Below are 20,410 nucleotides of genomic sequence, written 5' to 3' on the forward strand. Positions count from 1 at the left end.
TTTGCGAGGAGAGCGGGAGAAGCTGTAAAACTTGCTGTATTTACCATGCAATGACTTCCCACTTAAAGTCACTTCATGGTATGATATAGATTAGGATTCTTAAAGGATTGGAGGCAAGATAGTGTCAGATGCACAAAAAAACCGTACGAATGTGAAAATATATGGAACGGAATATGTAATACTCGGCCAAGAATCTTCCAGTCATGTTCGATTGGTTGCCTCTATCGTGGACAAGAAAATGCGCGAGATTTACGGGAAGAATCCATCCCTTGATACAAATAAATTAGCAGTGCTGACAGCTGTTAATATTGTAAATGACTATATTAAGCTAATAGATCGCGTGGAAGAATTGGAAAATGAATTAAATAGAGAAAAGGACTGAAAAAAAGTTCATGTTGGATTTAATCGTCATCATTCTGCTCGTTTTTGGTCTCTTGAGAGGGCTGAAACGGGGCTTTATCCTGCAGATCATTCATTTGACAGGATTTATCGTGGCATTTATTGTTGCAAATAAATATTATATACCGCTCTCAACTAAATTAAACTTATGGATACCTTATACAAATACAAGTGAGAACAGTTTCGTTCAAGGACTTTTTGGCAGCACAAACTTGGAAGAGGTATTTTACCGTGCAGTCGCTTTTGCAGTGATTTTCTTTGCTGTGAAAATAATCTGGCAAATCATCGGCAGCATGGTCGATTTTGTCGCAAGCCTTCCTGTCTTGAAGCAGCTTAACACTTGGGCCGGAGCAATTTTAGGCTTTGTTGAAACCTATTTGGTGCTGTTTATCCTGCTTTATATTGCAGCATTGCTTCCTGCTGAGTTCATTCAGACACATCTGAATAATTCGGTTGTAGCAGCAGGTATTATCGAAAACACTCCATACTTTTCGGAAAAGATCAAGGAAATTTGGTTTGAATACGTAGCCTCCTAAAGGCAATAGGAACTCTTCCGGCTATGAGGCTGGAGGGGTTTCTTTTTGCTTAAATAGTAGCAACTTGTTATAGAAAAATAGCAGAACATGTTATGATATTATTGTTTGACAGAATTAAGGGAAACATACTAATCAATGACAGGATTATGTAGGTGATAACAATGACAACAAAAAAAGAAGTAGTACGCCAATTAGAACAAATTGCAATATATATGGAATTAAAAGGGGAAAACTCCTTTAAAATATCCGCATTTCGCAAAGCAGCACAAGCGTTGGAAACAACAGAACAAACATTAGACGAAATAGAAGATTTCACAGCGTTTCCTGGCATCGGCAAGGGCACTGCTGCTGTCATAGAGGACTTTATCCATACAGGAGAATCCTCTGTATTGAAGGAACTAAAGGAAGAAGTGCCTAAAGGGTTAATACCATTGCTTCAGCTGCCAGGTCTTGGAGGCAAAAAGATTGCTAAACTCTACAAAGAACTCGGCATTGAAAATGCAGAGGACTTGAAGCTTGCGTGTCAGGAAAAGAAAGTCCAATCCTTGAGCGGCTTTGGCAAAAAAACAGAAGATAAAATACTGGAGGCGCTTGACAGCTTTGGTTCAAGGCCAGATAGACTTCCGCTTGCTTATATGCTTCGAGTGGCTTTTTCCATTGAAGGTGAGTTAGAAAAAATAGAAGCGATTGAAAGGTTTTCCCGTGCAGGTAGCATTAGAAGAATGCGGGAGACGATTAAAGATTTGGACTTTATTATTGCCACCAATTCACCAGCAGACGTAAAAGACAAATTGCTGACCCTACCAGGCATAAAGGAAGTCATTGGTGCTGGCAATACGAAGGTAAGTGTTGTGCTTGAATTGGAATTTGATGTTTCCATTGATTTCCGCCTCGTTAAGCCTGAGGAATTTGCAACAACCTTACATCATTTCACAGGTAGCAAGGATCACAATGTCAGAATGAGGCAGCTTGCAAAGGAACGAGGCAAAAAAATAAGCGAATATGGTGTGGAAGACACTGAAACAGGGGAAGTAGAAACATTTTCGACTGAAGAGGAATTCTACCATTATTTCGGCTTGCCGTTCATTCCTCCTGAAATGAGAGAAGATGGCAAGGAAGTCGAAGATTTCAAAGAAGAATTGGATATCATCTCTCTTGAAGATATTAAAGGTGATTTGCATATGCATACAACCTGGAGTGATGGTGCGTTTTCTATCGAAGAAATGATCGAAGCAAACAGACAGCGCGGCTACAAATATATGGCAATTACAGATCACTCCCGCTATTTAAAGGTGGCGAACGGTTTAACACCGGAACGTTTGCAAGAACAGCTTCAGATCATTAAAGCGCTTAATGAAAAGTACGATGATATTACCATTTTAGCTGGTGTTGAAATGGATATTTTACCGGACGGAACACTTGATTATGATGACGAGCTTCTTGAGCAAATGGACATCGTTATCGCATCCATCCACTCTTCCTTCTCTCAGCCTAAGCATAAGATTATGGAAAGACTCGAGAATGCACTGCGCAATAAGCATGTCGATATCATTGCCCATCCGACAGGAAGAAAAATCGGAATCAGAGACGGCTATGAAGTGGATATGGACGATTTAATCAGGCTTGCCAAAGAAACAAATACAGTACTTGAGCTGAACAGCAATCCAAACCGTCTAGATTTGAATGCAGAAAATATTAAGAAAGCGCAGGATGCTGGTGTTCATCTTGTCATCAATACAGATGCTCATCACACGAAGGAGCTTGCTTATATGGGCATCGGTGTGTCTACAGCGAAAAAAGGCTGGATAAATAAAAATACAGTAATTAATACGTGGGATACGGAAAAACTGTTGGATTTTCTAAAGAATCGTCATAAGTAATAAAAGCTAAAAAATTTTTTCTATAATACTAGGAAAGAAAAATTTACGTTTGCATTAAAAAGATAAAGGAGATAACTCCATGCAAGAAAGAGTATTGAAGACATTAGAATTCGACAAGATTAAAAGCCAGCTGCTAGAGCATGTTTCTTCTCCATTAGGAATGATAAAGGCTTCTGAGCTGATGCCTTCCACAAGCTATGAAGAAGTGGTTCAATGGCAGGAGGAAACAGATGAAGCGGCAAAAGTTTTCCGAATGAGGGGAAACATTCCATTAAGCGGAATACATGATATCCGCCCGCATGTGAAGCGTTCATCCATCGGCGGGATGTTAAGTCCCGTTGAATTGAACCAAGTAGCAAGTACAGTCCATGTGAGCAGACAAATAAAAAGATTCACAGAGGAATTCCATCAAGAAGATCCAATCCCTATTTTACAGGAACTGGTTGACGGCATTGTTGTGCTCGCTGAAGTGGAAGAAGAAATTAAAATGGCCATTGATGAACAAGGGACAGTTATGGATAGTGCGAGTGAAGCATTGCGCGCTCTTCGCAACCAATTAAGAAGAAATGAATCGAAGGTGCGGGAAAAACTAGAAAGCATGATTCGTTCCGCTAATGCAGCAAAGATGCTGTCAGATACAATCATCACAATCCGGAATGACCGTTATGTTATCCCTGTTAAACAAGAATACAGAGGACATTATGGTGGAATCATCCATGACCAAAGTGCTTCAGGTCAAACATTATTTATTGAGCCTCAATCGGTTGTAACATTAAATAATGAGCTGCAAGGCATACGCGTAAAAGAGCAGCAGGAAATAGACCGAATTCTAGCACAGCTGACTGTTCTTGTGGCAGAGCATAGAGAAGAGCTGCTGGAAATTGTGGAGATATTAAAGGAAATTGACTTTATGTTTGCTAAGGCGAAATATGGTCATCGCATTAAAGGAACAAAACCAATCATAAATAATGAAAGAAAAATAAACTTGTTCAAGGCAAGACATCCCTTGATTCCAATTGACGAGGTTGTAGCTAATGATGTCGCATTAGGAGATGCTTATTCTTCTATTGTTATAACAGGACCGAATACAGGCGGTAAAACAGTAACATTAAAAACAGTAGGCTTATGCACATTAATGGCTCAATCCGGTTTGCAAATTCCTGCTCTTGATGAATCAGAAATGGGTGTGTTTGAGGCTGTATATGCAGATATTGGCGATGAGCAGTCTATTGAACAATCATTAAGTACATTCTCTTCTCATATGGTCAATATTGTAAGCATATTGAAGGAAGTTAACAGCAGCAGCCTTGTCCTGTTTGATGAGCTTGGTGCCGGAACAGATCCTCAAGAAGGGGCAGCACTTGCCATTTCTATTTTGGATGAAGTAAACAAAAGAGGAGCAAGAGTAATTGCCACAACCCATTATCCTGAGTTGAAAGCATACGGGTATAATCGAGAAGGTGTTGTTAATGCCAGTGTAGAGTTTGATGTTGAGACATTAAGTCCTACCTATAAACTGCTGATTGGTGTTCCTGGACGGAGCAATGCGTTCGAGATTTCCAAACGACTCGGATTAAATGAGGATGTTATTGAAACAGCGAGATCTCATGTGAGTGCAGAAACGAACAAAATTGAAAATATGATTGCTTCCCTGGAAGAAAGCCGCAGAGCTGCAGAATCCGAGCATAAGGAAGCTGCTGATTTGCTGAAGCAGGCGGAAATGCTGCATCGTGACCTGCAAAAGCAAGTAATGGAATATTACGAGAAAAAAGAGGCGCTTGAAGAAAAGGCTAAAAAGAAAGCCGCAGATATCGTTGAAAATGCGAAACAAGAAGCGGAAACAGTCATTTCAGATTTACGGAAAATGCAGCTGGAGAAACGGGCGGAAATTAAAGAGCATGAATTAATTGATGCAAGAAAACGCCTTGAGGATGCTGCTCCAAAATCAGCGATTAAGCGAAAAGAAGCAGTGAAAACAAATCATGAGTTCCAGCCGGGGGATGAAGTAAAAGTACTGACATTTGACCAGAAGGGCCAGCTGATTGAAAGGGTCTCTAATAAAGAGTGGCAAGTTCAAATCGGCATTATGAAGATGAAAGTGAAAGAGCGTGATATGGAGTTCATTAAAGCGCCTAAAGTGGTGGAAACAAAACCACTTGCAACAATCAGGGGCAAAGATTTCCATGTAAGTCTTGAACTAGATCTTCGAGGGGAAAGATATGAAAATGCCTTGGCGCGTGTTGAGAAATATATTGATGACAGTCTGTTAGCAGGCTATCCAAGAGTATCCATCATTCATGGCAAAGGAACTGGAGCACTACGAACAGGTGTGCAAGAATACTTAAAAAACCATCGTTCCGTCAAAAGTATTCGCTTCGGTGAGGCTGGGGAAGGCGGCAGCGGCGTTACCGTTGTAGAACTGAAATAATAGAAACAAGACAAGAGAGAGGAGATGCCAGATGAATGCATTTTGGAGCAATGAATATGTGAACACCGCTGGCGATTACAGTGTTGTTATCCTGAGCATCGTTGTTTTTTTATCTATATTTGAATTAGTTACAAAATATAATAACTGGGAAGAGATAAAAAAAGGGAATGTTGCTGTTGCGATGGCAACAGGCGGTAAAATATTCGGGATTGCGAATGTATTCAGGCATTCCATCATGCAGAATGACTCATTGCTGACGATGATTGCCTGGGGAATATTCGGTTTCTTCCTATTGCTGATAGGATACTTTATTTTTGAGTTTTTAACACCGAAATTTAAGATTGATGAAGAGATAAAAAATGATAACAGAGCGGTCGGTCTTATCTCTATGATTATTTCAATCGGCCTTTCCTATATAATAGGTGCAGGCATCTCCTAATGGGGTAGACCAGTTTTTTAAGTATACTGGCTGCAGATCTACAACCTTATAGAAGTTTGGCTACATTCAGAGACCAGTTTCAAGGAAACTGGTCTCTTTTGTTATTTAAAAATGCCCTTTTTATAATTTAGGCTTATTTTAAATGTCCTAAAGCTCCTTCCCGCCATATAATAAGCTAGTACAATCTCAACTATGTTAGGAGGAGCAGGTTTGGAAACAGAGAAACCTTGGCTTGAACTTTATCCAAAGGAAACAGCGAAAAATGTTTATTATAAGGCAGAAACCCTTCCCCAGCTGCTGCGCAATGCAGCAAAAGAATATCCGAAACATAAGGCAGTTCACTTTATGGGAAAGGAATTAACGTTTAAGCAAACGTATCAAAAATCATCTAAACTAGCAGCTTATTTGCAAAGCATCGGAGTGAATAAGGGAGACAGGGTTGCAGTAATGCTGCCAAATATCCCGCAAACTGTAATCAGTTTTTATGCCATTATGCTTGCCGGAGCGATTGTAGTTCCAGTAAACCCTCTTTATAAAGAAAGAGAAATTGAATTTATCCTCAATGACGCTGGCGCAAAAGTCATTATTACACTCGATATCCTTTACAACCGCGTAAAAAATGTACAAGAAATGACAAGTATAGAGCAAATACTTGTAACCTCTATCAGTGAATTCCTCCCATTCCCCAAAAATCTCGTTTATCCATATATCCAGAAAAAAGAGCATGGCATTATTCCTTCCGTCAAACATGAGGGATCTACCCATCTGTTAAAAAAAATTTGGAAAAAGCCTGTAGAAGAGTTTACAGAACACAGCCTTAACTTTGAGGAAGACTTGGCGATTATCCAGTACACAGGAGGAACAACAGGATTCCCGAAAGGCGTTATGCTTACACATCAAAACCTTGTTGCCAACACTGCTATGTGCCGCCAGTGGCTGTATAAGCTGGAGAAAGGCAAAGAAAGGCTCCTTGCAATTATGCCCCTTTTCCATGTGTATGGGATGATGACTGTGCTTGTCCTGTCTGTCATGGAGATATACAAAATGATCTTGCTTCCAAAATTTGATGTGACTACTGCACTTAAAACGATTCATAAACAAAAGCCTACCGTATTCCCTGGGGCGCCGACCATTTATATCGGCTTGTTGAACCATCCAGATATTAAAAAATATGACCTATCCTCAATCATTGCCGCTATAAGCGGTTCTGCTCCGCTTCCTAAAGAGATTATCGACCGCTTTGAAGAGAAGACTGGCGGAAAGCTGGTTGAGGGCTATGGACTGACAGAAGCCTCTCCAGTGACGCATGTTAACTTCTTATGGGATCACGATATTGTTAAAGGAAGCATAGGTGTACCGTGGCCTGGTACAGATGCTGCTGTTTTCTCGCCGGAAACGGGTGAAATGCTCCCTCCTGGAGAAATTGGTGAGCTGGCAGTTAAAGGACCACAAGTAATGAAGGGATATTGGAATAATCAAGAAGAGACAGAGCTTGTTCTAAAGGACGGATGGCTGTATACAGGCGACCTCTGTTATATGGATGAAAAGGGCTTTTTCTATATTGTTGACAGGAAGAAGGATACGATAATCGCCGGCGGCTTTAATATATATCCACGAGAAGTCGAAGAGGTTCTGTATGAGCATCCTGCCGTTCAGGAAGCAGCAGTTGTCGGTGTGAAAGACTCTTACCGCGGTGAAACAGTGAAGGCATTTATTGTGTTGAAAGAAGGAGAGCAGGTTTCAGACGATGAGCTGAATACATTTATGCGAACAAGGATGGCAACCTTTAAGGTGCCAAGAATTTATGAATTCCGTGATGAGCTGCCAAAGTCAGCGATCGGCAAAGTATTGAGAAGAGAGTTAAAGGAGAAGGAAACGGAAGAAGGGAGATAATGGGGATGAATATCATCGTCTTGCTTTCAATCGTCCTGGAAGCAAACCAGCAGCTTATGATTGAGAACGGGAAGATACAGCATACCAATTTAAAAGAAAGTGTTAATCCGCCAGATGAAGCAGCATTAGAGGAAGCTCTGCTTTTAAAGGAAGCTTACGGAGGCAGCGTTACAGTCTTGACTGTTCACCATCGGGAAGCTGAAAAACATCTTAGAAGAGCACTTGCGATGGGAGCAGACAATGCCCTATTCGTAAAAACAGACGAAGACTTAGAGCCGGCTGTCATTGCTAAGCTTATTGCTGAGCAATTAAGCAGCCTGCCGTATGATCTTATCTTAGCTGGAGACTTTTCGACAAATGGGGGCTCAGGACAAGTTGGACCTAGAGTGGCAACAATATTAGGACTTCCCTTCCTTTCAAAGGCGGCAAAGCTGGAAGTAGAAAAAGAGGCTGTTTTCATAACGAAGGAGAGCAATGGAGATTTAGAGACATATAAAGGGAAATTTCCAGTTCTCCTCACAATCCCGCAAGGCCTGCATACACCTCGTTTGCCGAAGCTCTCAAGCATCATGAAGGCTAAACAAAAGCCTCTCGAAAAAAAGACAGCAGCCTATCAAAATCAAAAGGATATTCAAACAGTTGATTTCAGCTATTTCGTAAATGATCGGAAAAAGATTCTGTTGGAAGGGGAACTGGAAGACAAAGTGAAACAATTGGCGCAAATAATACAAAGCCATATACAAGAGTGACGGGAGTGAGAGAAATTGAAAAAGCGAATAGTGATTATTGCGGAAAAAAGACAGGATAAATTACATTCAGTCACATTAGAGTGCATGGAGGCAGCTACTAAAATATCCAGCGATGGCGAAATAGTTGTCTTGCTTGTCGGCGACGACGATGATGAATCAATTGCTGATGATCTTATGTATTATCACTGTGACAGAGTTGTGTTCATGAAAAACAGTAAGCTCTCCAGACCTAATGTTCATACATTGCTTCCTCTCATAAAGCAATTCATAGAAGCAGAGCAGCCTTATGCCGTGTTATTAGGACAGACGGACTTTGGCAAAACACTAGCAGCATGTCTTTCCGAATCCCTTAAACTCCCCCTAGTTTCTAATATTGTAGAAATAAAAACGGGGCCAGATAGCTTGTTTGTAACAAGACAAATTTTATCTGGAAATATTATCAACAAGGTGCAGATAAACAATCATTGTATTTTAAGCATAAAGCAAAAAGCTTGGAAAGCTGATAACAGGCTTGAGGAGAAAAAGGGTATTAAAGAGATACAATCTCCAATTGTAAACAATCCTGACTTTTCCCTTGTCCGGCTTGAGAAAAAGAGCAGCGGCAAGGAAGAACTGGCAAATGCCAACATAATTGCTGCAGCAGGCAGAGGTGTTGGAAATGAAAGTGGCTATCTTCTTGTCAAACAGCTTGCCGAGACATTAGGAGGTAAAGTTGGCGTGTCACGAGGGGCTGTTGAACTTGGCGTGTGTGATGCATCCAATCAAATTGGCCAGACAGGAGAAACAGTCGCCCCAAAAATATATATCGCATGTGGAATTTCAGGAGCTATCCAGCATCTAGTCGGCATTACGTCAGCAGATATAATTATTGCGATTAACAAGGATGAAGAAGCACCGATTTTTCAAGCATCAGATTATGGAATTGTCGGGAATGTTTTTGATGTGTTGCCATTACTAGAGAAAGGCTTGAGATCTCAAGACAGCCAATAACGAAAGTCAAGTGGGCAAAACGACTGAATAGATGCAGGAACAGATGGGAAAAATGATGGACGAAACAAATTATTAGCATCAATAGTAAAACGGTGGTATACTTTGGGATATTATCAGGTTTAACACTAAGAGGAGGCATATATAAATGGCAATTTCACATGCAACAGATCAAAACTTTTCAGAAGAAACAGGTTCAGGCGTAGTCCTTGCAGATTTTTGGGCACCTTGGTGCGGACCATGTAAAATGATTGCACCAGTATTGGAAGAATTGGATTCAGAAATTGGTGATAAAGTTAAAATCGTGAAAATCGATGTTGACGAAAACCAAGAATCAGCTTCTAAATTCGGCGTAATGAGCATCCCAACATTGTTGGTATTCAAAGACGGCGAAGTAGTCGATAAAGTTGTTGGTTTCCAACCAAAAGAAGCTCTTTCTGAGCTATTGGCTAAACACGTTTAAGACTCAAAAACAAAACCCTGGGACTTCCTAGGGTTCTTTTTTTGGCCTTTAATCAGCTTTTAGTTGGACTTTTGGAAAAATCCTCATTCCCTTCCTCCAACTTACACACACTCATAGTTGCTGAAAACGAGCTTCTGCCCTATCATATATAATAGTACTTATGTTCTGTATAAACAAGTGCGTTCAGGGAGGGACTGCAATGAACGATACAATAAAAAACAAACTGATGCTTTTGCCTGACCAGCCAGGATGCTACCTGATGAAAGACAGACAAGGAACGATCATCTATGTAGGGAAAGCAAAGGTACTTAAAAACCGCGTCCGCTCTTATTTCACTGGTTCGCATGACGGGAAAACCTTGCGGCTTGTGAATGAAATAGAGGACTTTGAATATATTATCACTTCATCTAATATAGAAGCACTTATCTTAGAGATTAATCTAATTAAAAAGCATGATCCGAAATACAATATTATGCTTAAGGACGACAAAAGTTATCCATTTATTAAGCTGACAGCAGAAAGACATCCCCGGTTAATTACGACACGTAATGTGAAAAAGGATAAAGGCAAATACTTCGGTCCATACCCTAACGTACAGGCCGCTAATGAAACGAAAAAGCTCCTTGACAGGCTTTATCCTCTTCGTAAATGCACTACATTGCCAGACAGAGTATGTCTTTATTATCATCTTGGACAATGCCTTGCTCCATGTGTAAATGAGGTGCCTCAGGAAGAATACCGCAAGATGGTTGATGAGATTACAAAGTTTCTGAATGGCGGCTATAAGGAGATAAAAAAGGAGCTCACAGCAAAAATGTCAGCTGCTGCTGAGGAGCTTGATTTTGAGCGGGCAAAAGAATACAGAGACCAGATTGCTAATATTGAAGCTACGATGGAAAAGCAAAAAATGATGATGACTGACCTTGTCGACAGAGATGTTTTTGGATATTCAGTTGACAAAGGCTGGATGTGTGTCCAAGTGTTTTTCATCAGACAAGGAAAGCTGATTGAGCGAGATGTTAGCATGTTCCCAATTTATCAAGAGCCGGAAGAAGAGATGCTCACCTATTTCGGACAATTTTATTCAAAGGCTAATCATTTCAAACCGAAAGAAATCTTAATACCAGATTCTATTCAAGGGGAAATGGTCGAAGAGCTTCTTGGTGTGAAAGTGATTAAACCGCAAAGAGGTCAGAAAAAGGACCTAGTATTGTTGGCAAATAAAAATGCCAAAAATGCTCTTCATGAAAAATTTGCTTTAATTGACAGAGACGAAGAGCGCACAATCAAAGCAGTAGAGAATTTAGGAAGCCAGATGGGGATTTACACGCCGCACAGAATTGAAGCCTTTGATAACAGTAATATTCAAGGAACAAACCCAGTTTCGGCCATGATTGTGTTTGTTGACGGAAAACCGGCGAAAAAGGAATACAGGAAGTATAAGATAAAGTCAGTTCAAGGACCGGATGATTATGAATCGATGCGGGAGGTTGTGCGCAGAAGATATCAGCGCGTATTAAAAGATGGACTGCCAATGCCAGATTTGATTCTTGTTGATGGAGGGAAAGGTCATATTGAGGCTGTCAAAGAAATTCTCCTCGATGAACTGGCACTCGATATTCCGGTTGCAGGCTTGGCGAAAGACGATAAGCACAGAACTTCCCAGCTGCTTTACGGAAATCCGCTTGAAATTATACCGCTGGCACGAAACAGCCAGGAGTTCTATCTCCTGCAGCGTATTCAAGACGAAGTCCATCGGTTTGCGATTACCTTTCATCGTCAAGTGCGCTCGAAAAATGCCTTCCAGTCTATGCTTGATGACATTGCAGGGATTGGAGAAAAACGTCGTAAGCTCCTGTTAAAAACATTTGGATCTGTTAAAAAGATGAAAGAGGCATCGATTACTGACTTCACAAATATCGGAATTCCAGCTGCTGTTGCAGAGGAGCTTCTTGAAAAATTAAAAGATTGATTGTATTTTTATGCAAAAAAATAAAAAATAGCGTTGTTAAGCTGAAAACCATATGCTATAATGATGGCAACTTATAACTTAATAAGTGAAGGTAGAGGTGCGAGCTTCAATAGTAATAATTCGGAGAAGGATGAGCTTCATTGAAGAATTATGAAAGGGAAGATCGCCGAAGTGAAGGGATAACTCATCGTTCCTTTGCTGGTTTTGCATTGAATAAATGTAAGACTGTCAAAACAAGGAACTGTTTTGGAGAGCTATCTCGCTGTTTGTGCACATTTATATGTATTTACCTGCACGGCAATGAGATGTTCTCATTGCCTTTTTTGTTTGCAAAAAAAGGTGATAGAACAGAGCTTCTAAGAAGAGAAAAGAAGGTAGGGAATAGCTGTGGGATTAGTAGTTCAAAAATTTGGCGGAACATCTGTCGGAAGTGCAGAGAGAATTAAACATGTTGCCGAAAGAGTAATGGAAGAAAAAAATCGTGGGAATGACGTCGTTGTCGTCGTTTCAGCAATGGGAAAAACAACGGATTCATTAGTAAAACTAGCTGGTGAAATTACAGAAAAGCCGAGCAAACGAGAAATGGATGTACTCCTGTCAACAGGAGAACAAATCACAATCAGTTTACTTGCTATGGCTCTGAATGAAAAGAATATAGATGCCATTTCGTTTACAGGCTGGCAGGCAGGCATGGAGACAGAAGCAGTCCATGGCAATGCCCGCATATTAAATATAAAAACAGAGAGAATCGAAGAACATCTGATGGATGGCAAGGTTGTCATTGTCGCAGGCTTCCAAGGAATCACAGAAGGCGGAGACATTACAACACTTGGCCGCGGCGGTTCTGATACGACTGCGGTAGCTCTAGCAGCTGCGTTAAAGGCAGATAAATGCGATATTTATACGGATGTTACAGGTGTATATACGACAGATCCGCGCTTTGTAAAAGAAGCAAGAAAACTGCTGTCCATTTCATATGATGAAATGCTAGAATTGGCAAACCTTGGCGCAGGGGTATTGCATCCACGAGCAGTTGAATATGCGAAAAACTATCAAATGCCGCTTGTGGTCCGTTCAAGCATGGAACAAGAAGAAGGAACTATCATCGAGGAGGAAGTATCAATGGAACAAAATTTAGTAGTACGCGGAGTCGCTTTTGAAGATAATATTACGAGTGTAACGGTGTTTGGGCTGAAAGATCCGCTAACTAGCCTTTCCACTATCTTTTCTACATTGGCTTCACATCACATCAATGTGGATATTATCATACAAAGCTTGACTGAAAGCAAAGGAACGAACCTTTCCTTCTCCATTAAGGACAGTGATTTAGGAGAAACAGTTAAGGTCCTTGAAGAAAACAAAGCAGTGCTTGGTTATGATAGAGTTGCGTCAGAGCAAGGACTTGCGAAAGTCTCTATTGTCGGCTCTGGCATGATTTCCAATCCAGGTGTTGCTGCAGACATGTTCAAAGTGCTGGCAGAACAAGATATTGTGATAAAAATGGTAAGCACATCAGAAATTAAGGTGTCTACTGTTATTGAGAAAAGCAATATGGTGAAAGCAGTCGAAACACTTCATGATGCGTTCGATTTGAGCAATTTACCGGTTATTAATGCATAACAACAATAAAAAGGTCCTCAAGAAAGAGGACCTTTTTTTATACAGGATCTTTGCTGTCCCAGCGGACAGTGATAGTAATTTTTTTGCCGCGTCGTTTTGGATCTTCAAACGCTTCTGCAACTACTTCTTTTAATTGTTCGTGCTGCTGTGCAAGGTAGCCTGCTTCCAACTGGAATGTGCATTTGCCCTTTTCCTTCAGCCTTTGTTCAATTAATGGACTTGTAATGCTATATTCCATCTCATTTTTATTTGCTTTCACGATTTCAAGCTGACCCCAGCCTGCTTTTTCAAAAAAAGCAGCTGCTCCTTCTAAGTGGTCAAGGGGGAAAGTTCGGGCAATTCTTTTGCCAGCCCAATAAAGGATATCCGGAGTATCTCTTCCAAGCAAGTCAGGTATTAAAATTTCACGCAGCAATTCGTATCCATAGGCAGGTACTGTAAGAGAGTCTTCCTCTACTTTCGTTATTCTTTCTTCTGTTGTAATCTCGCTCAATTGCCTCTCTCCTCTTTCTACAATTCTATTAAATATATGTTATTAAATTCATTAAATGCATCGTAAATTTCGACAAAAAATATATCGCTTTAATAGTATACTTTAAAATCTAGAAAAAAACATAGCGATAAGGGAATAATAACAGGAAAATCAGGTCTATTTTATTAGTTCTGTATGGCAAAATAACACATCATATAAAGCTTTAAGCCAAGCAAGAAAAAGCTAGGAGAAAAAGCAGGCTTAATCTTACTGCCATCTGCTCTATCAGCTTCTATTATTTTTCCCTTAGGGCCAAAGTTTCTATGCGGTAAAATAAAGTAGAAATTTTTCCAAGAGCAAAATCATATAATAAAAAAGGATAAAGAAATCTGGAATAATTGTATCCGTTTTCTTGACCGAGATTTTTATTGGGAGTACAATGAAATTGTCACAGAATTGTAAGTTTTCTATCTTGTAATCGCTTTTATGAGGAAAAAGAACTATTTCATCATTAGGGGGGGAAAAGTATGGCAAAAAATCGAGAGTTTCTATTCAGAAGATTACATTCTTTACTGGGGGTTATCCCAGTCGGTGTATTTTTGATCCAGCATTTGGTTGTCAATCATTTTGCTACAAAGGGACCGGAATCATTTAATAAGGCAGCTGCCTTTATGGAGCATTTGCCGTTCCGATACTTTTTAGAAATTTTCGTGATTTTTTTACCAATTATTTATCACGCTGTATACGGTATTTATATTGCTTTTACAGCCAAGAACAATACGAAGAAATATGGATATTTCCGAAATTGGATGTTTTATATCCAGAGGGTTACTGGAATTGTAACATTGATATTCATTGTATGGCATGTTTGGGAAACACGGGTAGCTGCTCAAATGGGGAAAGAAGTCAATTATAATATGATGGAGGAAATCTTAGGAAATCCTTGGATGTTTGCCTTTTATTTAGTTGGTGTAATCTCCACTATATTCCATTTCTCTAACGGGTTATGGTCATTCTGTGTCAGCTGGGGAATTACAGTTACTCCTAAATCACAAAGAATTAGTACATATGTTACGATTGGAATTTTCATTATCTTATCAACAATCGGCGTACGAGCGCTGTTAGCTTTTGTATAGAAACTAGAATGATAGAGCACTAGATTAAGGGAGTGGAATAAAATGAGTAAAGGGAAAGTCATTATTGTAGGCGGTGGTTTAGCAGGATTAATGGCCACAATCAAAGTAGCGGAAACTGGGACACCTGTCGAATTGTTTTCCCTTGTGCCAGTCAAGCGTTCCCATTCTGTTTGTGCACAAGGCGGCATAAACGGTGCGGTAAACACGAAAGGGGAAGGGGATTCTCCTTGGGAGCATTTTGATGATACTGTATACGGCGGGGATTTCTTAGCAAACCAGCCGCCAGTTAAAGCGATGGCAGAAGCTGCACCAGGGATTATTCATTTGTTGGACCGCATGGGCGTAATGTTCAACAGGACACCAGAAGGACTTCTTGATTTCCGCCGTTTTGGAGGAACACAGTATCACCGGACAGCATTCGCTGGAGCAACGACTGGACAGCAGCTTTTGTATGCATTGGATGAGCAAGTACGCCGATACGAGGTAGATGGACTAGTTGTTAAATATGAGGGCTGGGAATTCCTTGGAGCAGTCCTTGATGACGAAGGTGTCTGCCGCGGTATAAGAGCGCAAGACTTAAAAACAATGGAGATTAAAGCTTTCCCTGGTGATGCTGTTATTATGGCAACAGGCGGACCTGGTATCATCTTTGGTAAATCGACAAACTCTGTTATCAATACAGGATCTGCCGCTGCCATCACTTATCAACAGGGCGCTTACTATGCAAACGGGGAGTTCATCCAAATTCATCCAACTGCTATTCCTGGCGATGATAAACTCCGCCTGATGAGTGAATCAGCAAGGGGTGAAGGCGGAAGGGTCTGGACCTATAAAGATGGAAAACCATGGTACTTCCTTGAAGAAAAATATCCTGCATACGGCAATCTTGTGCCAAGGGATATTGCGACAAGGGAAATCTTCCATGTTTGTGTAGACCAAAAACTTGGCATCAACGGAGAAAATATGGTGTATTTGGACTTGTCCCATAAGAATCCGAAGGAGCTTGACATAAAACTCGGCGGTATCATTGAAATATATGAAAAATTCATGGGCGATGATCCTCGAAAAGTGCCAATGAAAATATTCCCGGCAGTTCATTACTCAATGGGCGGATTATGGGTCGATTATGATCAAATGACAAATATCCCTGGCTTATTTGCTGCAGGGGAATGCGATTATTCTCAGCATGGTGCAAACCGGTTAGGAGCAAACAGCTTGCTGTCTGCCATTTACGGCGGTATGGTTGTTGGTCCGAATGCAGTCAAATACATTAACGGTTTGAGCAAAAGTGCAGAAGACCTATCCTCTACCCTATACGATCAAGCAGTCAAAGAAGAACAAGGAAAATGGGATAGTATTATGAAGCTGGACGGAACGGAAAATGCCTATGTGCTTCATAAGGAATTAGGGGAATGGATGACAGATAACGTAACAGTAGTTCGTTATAATGACAAACTTCAAGATACAGATAACAAAATCCAGGAATTGCTGGAGCGCTATAAAAACATCAATATTAATGATACAGCGAAATGGAGCAATCAAGGAGCAGTGTTTACACGCCAGCTTCAAAATATGCTTCAGCTGGCAAGGGTAATCACAATTGGAGCATATAACCGTAATGAAAGCCGCGGCGCTCACTATAAACCTGATTATCCAGACAGAAATGATGAAGACTTCTTGAAGACAACAATGGCAAAGTTCGTATCAGAAAGTGAAGCACCTCAATTCCATTATGAGGATGTTGATACATCACTAATTACGCCTAGAAAACGGGATTATTCGAAACAAAAAGAAGGAGTGAAATAAGATGGGGGAAGCAAGTACGGTTACATTTCTGATAACAAGACAAGATGATCCTGATTCAGCACCCTATTCAGAAGAATTTAAATTGCCATACAGACCGAACATGAATGTTATCTCTGCCCTAATGGAAATACGAAGAAATCCAGTCAACAGCAAAGGGGAAAAAACAACACCAATTTCCTGGGATATGAACTGCCTGGAGGAAGTATGCGGAGCTTGTTCGATGGTCATCAACGGAAGACCAAGACAGTCATGCACAGCATTAGTCGACCAGCTTGAACAGCCGATCCGCTTGGAACCGATGCGCACATTCCCAGTTGTCAGAGACTTGCAGGTCGACAGAACCCGCATGTTTGACAGCTTGAAAAAGGTGAAGGCATGGATTCCAATCGATGGTACTTATGATCTTGGGCCAGGACCGAGAATGCCTGAAAAGAAAAGACAATGGGCATATGAACTGTCTAAATGCATGACATGCGGTGTTTGCTTAGAAGCTTGCCCGAATGTGAACAGCAAATCGGATTTTATTGGACCAGCTCCATTATCCCAAGTGCGTCTCTTTAATGCCCATCCGACAGGAGCGATGAATAAGTCAGAGCGCCTTGAACAAATTATGGGAGATGGAGGGCTTGCAAATTGCGGCAATTCCCAAAACTGTGTTCAATCTTGTCCAAAAGGAATTCCATTGACCACTTCCATTGCAGCATTGAACAGAGATACCACCTTTGAAGCATTCAAGAGCTTTTTTGGCAGTGATAGTGTTTAATAAAAAAGAGATGGCTGAGAAAAAAAGCCATCTCCTTTTTATTTTCATCAAAGACAGAAAATATAAAAGGAAAGGCAAAAGAAAAACATCTTCCCTGAGATGTTTTTTAGTTGTCTTTATTATGGTAAGTGAACCGATTTTAAATGGGCTAGCTTCCAATAAACAGGTATACCCTCGGCTGTAATTATCTCTATAATATTGTTGGAAATATTTTTTACTAAACCAATCTTGTCAGGAGCATCTCCTAAATCAAATACAAGTAATTGGTCAGCATGTTTTTTTAATTGTTCTTCAAAAGTGCGGGCTAAAGGTATAGTGGAGGGGACAATGGGGAGATCTGCGTTATTCAAAGTATAGGGTGTTAAATTAGAAGTATAGGGAATAAGCCATTTTATGTGATGCATGGAAATGAAAATAGTCTTAAAAACTGGTGAGTAAAATACAATATAGTCATTCAAAATATTAGTAATATAGCCATGAATAGACTTATTTCCTGTGACAAATAATTCTATAAACTGCCCCTTCGCATTATTTAGGATTTTGCGATATGAAATGTTTTCACTAGCATCTTGAAATGGCAAATCTCCGCCAGTTGTATCAATAGTGAATTCCGATTCTCCTTTAAGCGATTTTTTTATATTATGGACATGGTTAAGCGGAATATAAAGGTACTTTTCGCCATCATTTATCACGATAATATCTAGGCCGTTGTCCAAGAGAACTCCGGAAAACACAGTTTTTCCTGATATTTCAACCTTTACATACTCATTTTGCAATTTTTTTATGCTATCCATCTATTCACTTCCTTAAAAAAAGCAAGTAATTAAAATACTCCCATCATTTCTTTGATTTTTTTAGTCGTTCTTCTCTGATTTTCTTGTACATATATTCGGCATGTTTCATTAAGGCAAAATACTGCTTCTCCAGTGCGAGTTTTTGATCTTTTGCATTGATTATCTGTGTTTTTACATCTGTTTTTGTATTATTTGTAGTATTTAAAGGAACTTCCTGAACTTCCGCTTCCTTTTTCTTTTCTTGTTCAGTGTGGCTTTTTTTGCTTCTTAAAGAAGAGCCTAAGGGATTAAGAGGATGCTTAAAGATACTATCTGCTGCTGTATTGTTCTCCGTCGGTTTCACTTCTTTCTTTGGAGAAACTTGATCACTTTCAGCTTTAGGAGATTTTTCCAAAGTGTCAGCACTTCCTTTGTATTTTTGTGATAGAACATTTGTCAAAAAGTCATGCAGTGTATTATCTTGTTTCTTGTTCTTTCTTGGTGGCAAATCAGCATAGCCGTTGTTTGTTTCACGAACACCACTTATGATAGGGTCTGATTCGACTGAGACCGCATCTGCAACTGATTCCGTGTTGAAAGCAGAGACCGCATCTGCAACTGGTTCCGTGTTGAAAGCAGAGACCGCATCTGCAACTGGTTCCGTGTTGAAAGCAGAGACCGTATCTGCAACTGGTTCCGTGTTGAAAGCAGAGACCGTATCTGCAACTGGTTCCGTGTTGAAAGCAGAGACCGTATCTGCAGCTGGATCTGTGTTGAAAATAGAGACCGCCTCTTCAGCTGGATCTGTGTTGAAATCAGAAACTGTATCTTCAACTGAGTTTGTGCTGAAATCGTAGACCTCACTTTTAACTGGTTCTGTGCTGTGTTCGGAGTCAGCATCATTTCTTGTTCCTGTATCATAATCAGCAGCAGTTTCCTTAGATGATTCGCTGTTTTCTGCTACTTCTTCCATACGGATTTGTGAAGAATCATCTTCTTTATTAGACGACTGCTCCTGATTAGAAGAAGGACTATTATCCTCTTGCAGGCCATTAAAGATATTAATGATAGAGGTTTTAAGAATATACATTTGTTCTTCCTTATTAATTAAAATTAAGAAGTCGTCGGTCACTTTACTAAGCATCCCTTTAAAAACCTGATTGGAGTTGCAAGTAATGGTCACCCAACTGTAACGTAATTCCTCTAATAATTCATTTAAGTCTTTTTTAGTCTCAAGTGGAAATTCTAAAGGTAATGGATTATTGTCTTTTGCATTTTTTGTAATAGCATGAATCTGGTCTAATGCGAAATAGTAGATGTTTCCATTCGTTTCTAGAATTAAATGATCCTCTTTTACATCGAGTAATGTGCCTTCCACATATTGATCTTTATTTAGGAAAAGTCGTATCTTGAATCTTTTCAGTCTATCAAGTGCATTGGAAAAAGTGAATTCTCCCATAAGAACCACCTCCTAAATGAGAGTCGCTTCTATAAAAGAAGCGACTAATCATAATGATTATTTTTCACTGCCCTTTTCTTCTGTTTTTTCTTCCTTCTTATCATTCTTATTTTCTTCTTGTTTCTCAGACTCATCTTTCTTTGGTTTTTCAATTTTGAGTCCATAGCTGATATTGTGGATGTGGAATGTAGCAATTCTGATAATCTCTTCATTATGAACGATTGTGATATACTCTAGGTTAATGTCATCCAATACGCCTTCAACTGACTCTTTGCCACCGCGATTGATTTTTACCCAATTGTATTTTAAGCTTTCCATTACTTCAAAAAGAGTTGGAGCAGTTACAAATGTGAATAATTCTGGTATTTCAAGTTCAAATGGAAGACCCTTTTTTGTGTTCTCTGTCAGGCTTTTGATGTGATGTGTTAAATAATAAACGACACCATCTGCTTCAGTAAGAAGAGTGAAATGGTCTTCGCTAACTCCTAATAATTTCCCGATACGAGACTCAGGGCCTCCCCTATCCACTTTAATTGTTTTACCTACTAATGTCTGTAATACTTCTTTATTCATCTCCAAATAACCTCCTAGTTATGTTTTCCATGTATGATATGTGTCAGGGCAAGACAATGTAC

At 40.0% G+C, this 20,410-nt stretch carries 18 protein-coding genes and 1 riboswitch; of the genes, 14 read left to right on the forward strand and 4 right to left on the reverse strand.

The window, feature by feature from the left end; all coding sequences use genetic code 11:
* Positions 1-121: 121 nt before the first annotated feature.
* The 11 genes from zapA to M3600_RS05155 all read left to right on the forward strand — a co-directional run bounded on the left by zapA (position 122) and on the right by M3600_RS05155 (position 13,366).
* A complete protein-coding gene (zapA, locus tag M3600_RS05105) occupies positions 122-382 on the forward strand; it encodes a cell division protein ZapA (protein ID WP_233317516.1) in 261 nt (86 codons plus the stop codon).
* Positions 383-392: 10 nt separating this feature from the next.
* Positions 393-935 carry a CvpA family protein gene (locus tag M3600_RS05110; RefSeq protein WP_233317518.1) on the forward strand — a complete coding sequence of 181 codons (543 nt, stop codon included), beginning with the start codon at positions 393-395 and terminating at the stop codon, positions 933-935.
* 161 nt (positions 936-1,096) lie between these two features.
* A complete protein-coding gene (gene polX / locus M3600_RS05115) occupies positions 1,097-2,815 on the forward strand; it encodes a DNA polymerase/3'-5' exonuclease PolX (protein ID WP_233317521.1) in 1,719 nt (572 codons plus the stop codon).
* A gap of 79 nt (positions 2,816-2,894) precedes the next feature.
* Entirely contained in the window at positions 2,895-5,243 is a 2,349-nt protein-coding gene (locus M3600_RS05120) for an endonuclease MutS2 (protein WP_233317530.1), read from the forward strand.
* Between the two features lie 31 nt (positions 5,244-5,274).
* Positions 5,275-5,682 (forward strand): DUF350 domain-containing protein, encoded by a 408-nt coding sequence (locus M3600_RS05125; RefSeq protein WP_233317532.1) that lies wholly within the window; start codon positions 5,275-5,277, stop codon positions 5,680-5,682.
* Between the two features lie 210 nt (positions 5,683-5,892).
* On the forward strand, positions 5,893-7,575 hold the full coding sequence (locus M3600_RS05130) for a long-chain-fatty-acid--CoA ligase (RefSeq protein WP_251644865.1): 1,683 nt from the start codon (positions 5,893-5,895) through the stop codon (positions 7,573-7,575).
* Between the two features lie 5 nt (positions 7,576-7,580).
* Entirely contained in the window at positions 7,581-8,324 is a 744-nt protein-coding gene (locus M3600_RS05135; protein ID WP_251644866.1) for an electron transfer flavoprotein subunit beta/FixA family protein, read from the forward strand.
* Positions 8,325-8,339: 15 nt separating this feature from the next.
* The gene (locus M3600_RS05140; RefSeq protein ID WP_251644867.1) at positions 8,340-9,314 is read left to right on the forward strand and encodes an electron transfer flavoprotein subunit alpha/FixB family protein; all 975 of its coding nucleotides are present in this window, start codon (positions 8,340-8,342) and stop codon (positions 9,312-9,314) included.
* A gap of 145 nt (positions 9,315-9,459) precedes the next feature.
* Positions 9,460-9,774 (forward strand): thioredoxin, encoded by a 315-nt coding sequence (gene trxA / locus M3600_RS05145; RefSeq protein ID WP_144456514.1) that lies wholly within the window; start codon positions 9,460-9,462, stop codon positions 9,772-9,774.
* Between the two features lie 199 nt (positions 9,775-9,973).
* Positions 9,974-11,746: an excinuclease ABC subunit UvrC gene (gene uvrC / locus M3600_RS05150; RefSeq protein WP_233317542.1), complete on the forward strand. Its 1,773-nt coding sequence runs from the start codon at positions 9,974-9,976 to the stop codon at positions 11,744-11,746.
* Between the two features lie 84 nt (positions 11,747-11,830).
* Positions 11,831-12,011, forward strand: a riboswitch (Lysine riboswitch).
* 122 nt (positions 12,012-12,133) lie between these two features.
* Complete coding sequence (locus M3600_RS05155) at positions 12,134-13,366, forward strand: aspartate kinase (protein ID WP_233317543.1); 1,233 nt, start codon at positions 12,134-12,136, stop codon at positions 13,364-13,366.
* Between the two features lie 37 nt (positions 13,367-13,403).
* On the opposite strand, the gene M3600_RS05160 is transcribed toward M3600_RS05155, so the two are convergent.
* Positions 13,404-13,859 (reverse strand): YslB family protein, encoded by a 456-nt coding sequence (locus M3600_RS05160; RefSeq protein ID WP_233317545.1) that lies wholly within the window; start codon positions 13,857-13,859, stop codon positions 13,404-13,406.
* 506 nt (positions 13,860-14,365) lie between these two features.
* On the opposite strand from M3600_RS05160, the gene M3600_RS05165 reads away from it, so the two are divergent.
* Genes M3600_RS05165 through sdhB form a run of 3 tightly spaced genes read left to right on the forward strand, consistent with a single transcriptional unit; the run spans position 14,366 to position 17,543 of the window.
* Entirely contained in the window at positions 14,366-14,974 is a 609-nt protein-coding gene (locus tag M3600_RS05165) for a succinate dehydrogenase cytochrome b558 subunit (protein WP_233317547.1), read from the forward strand.
* 42 nt (positions 14,975-15,016) lie between these two features.
* Entirely contained in the window at positions 15,017-16,780 is a 1,764-nt protein-coding gene (gene sdhA, locus M3600_RS05170; protein WP_233317549.1) for a succinate dehydrogenase flavoprotein subunit, read from the forward strand.
* Between the two features lies 1 nt (position 16,781).
* Positions 16,782-17,543, forward strand: a complete 762-nt coding sequence (gene sdhB, locus M3600_RS05175; RefSeq protein WP_233317551.1) for a succinate dehydrogenase iron-sulfur subunit — start codon at positions 16,782-16,784, stop codon at positions 17,541-17,543.
* Between the two features lie 119 nt (positions 17,544-17,662).
* Here sdhB and M3600_RS05180 read toward each other — a convergent pair whose 3' ends face one another.
* From M3600_RS05180 to M3600_RS05190, 3 genes are read right to left on the reverse strand one after another with little or no spacing between them, the layout of a single operon-like run.
* Positions 17,663-18,337, reverse strand: coding sequence for a DUF2642 domain-containing protein (locus M3600_RS05180; protein ID WP_233317553.1), 675 nt, complete (start codon positions 18,335-18,337; stop codon positions 17,663-17,665).
* A gap of 43 nt (positions 18,338-18,380) precedes the next feature.
* Positions 18,381-19,775: a hypothetical protein gene (locus M3600_RS05185; RefSeq protein ID WP_251644868.1), complete on the reverse strand. Its 1,395-nt coding sequence runs from the start codon at positions 19,773-19,775 to the stop codon at positions 18,381-18,383.
* A 57-nt stretch (positions 19,776-19,832) separates the two neighbouring features.
* Positions 19,833-20,348: a hypothetical protein gene (locus M3600_RS05190; RefSeq protein WP_233318271.1), complete on the reverse strand. Its 516-nt coding sequence runs from the start codon at positions 20,346-20,348 to the stop codon at positions 19,833-19,835.
* Between the last annotated feature and the right edge of the window lie 62 nt (positions 20,349-20,410).

This window comes from Niallia sp. MER 6 (assembly GCF_023714395.1).
Taxonomy (GTDB): domain Bacteria; phylum Bacillota; class Bacilli; order Bacillales; family Cytobacillaceae; genus Niallia.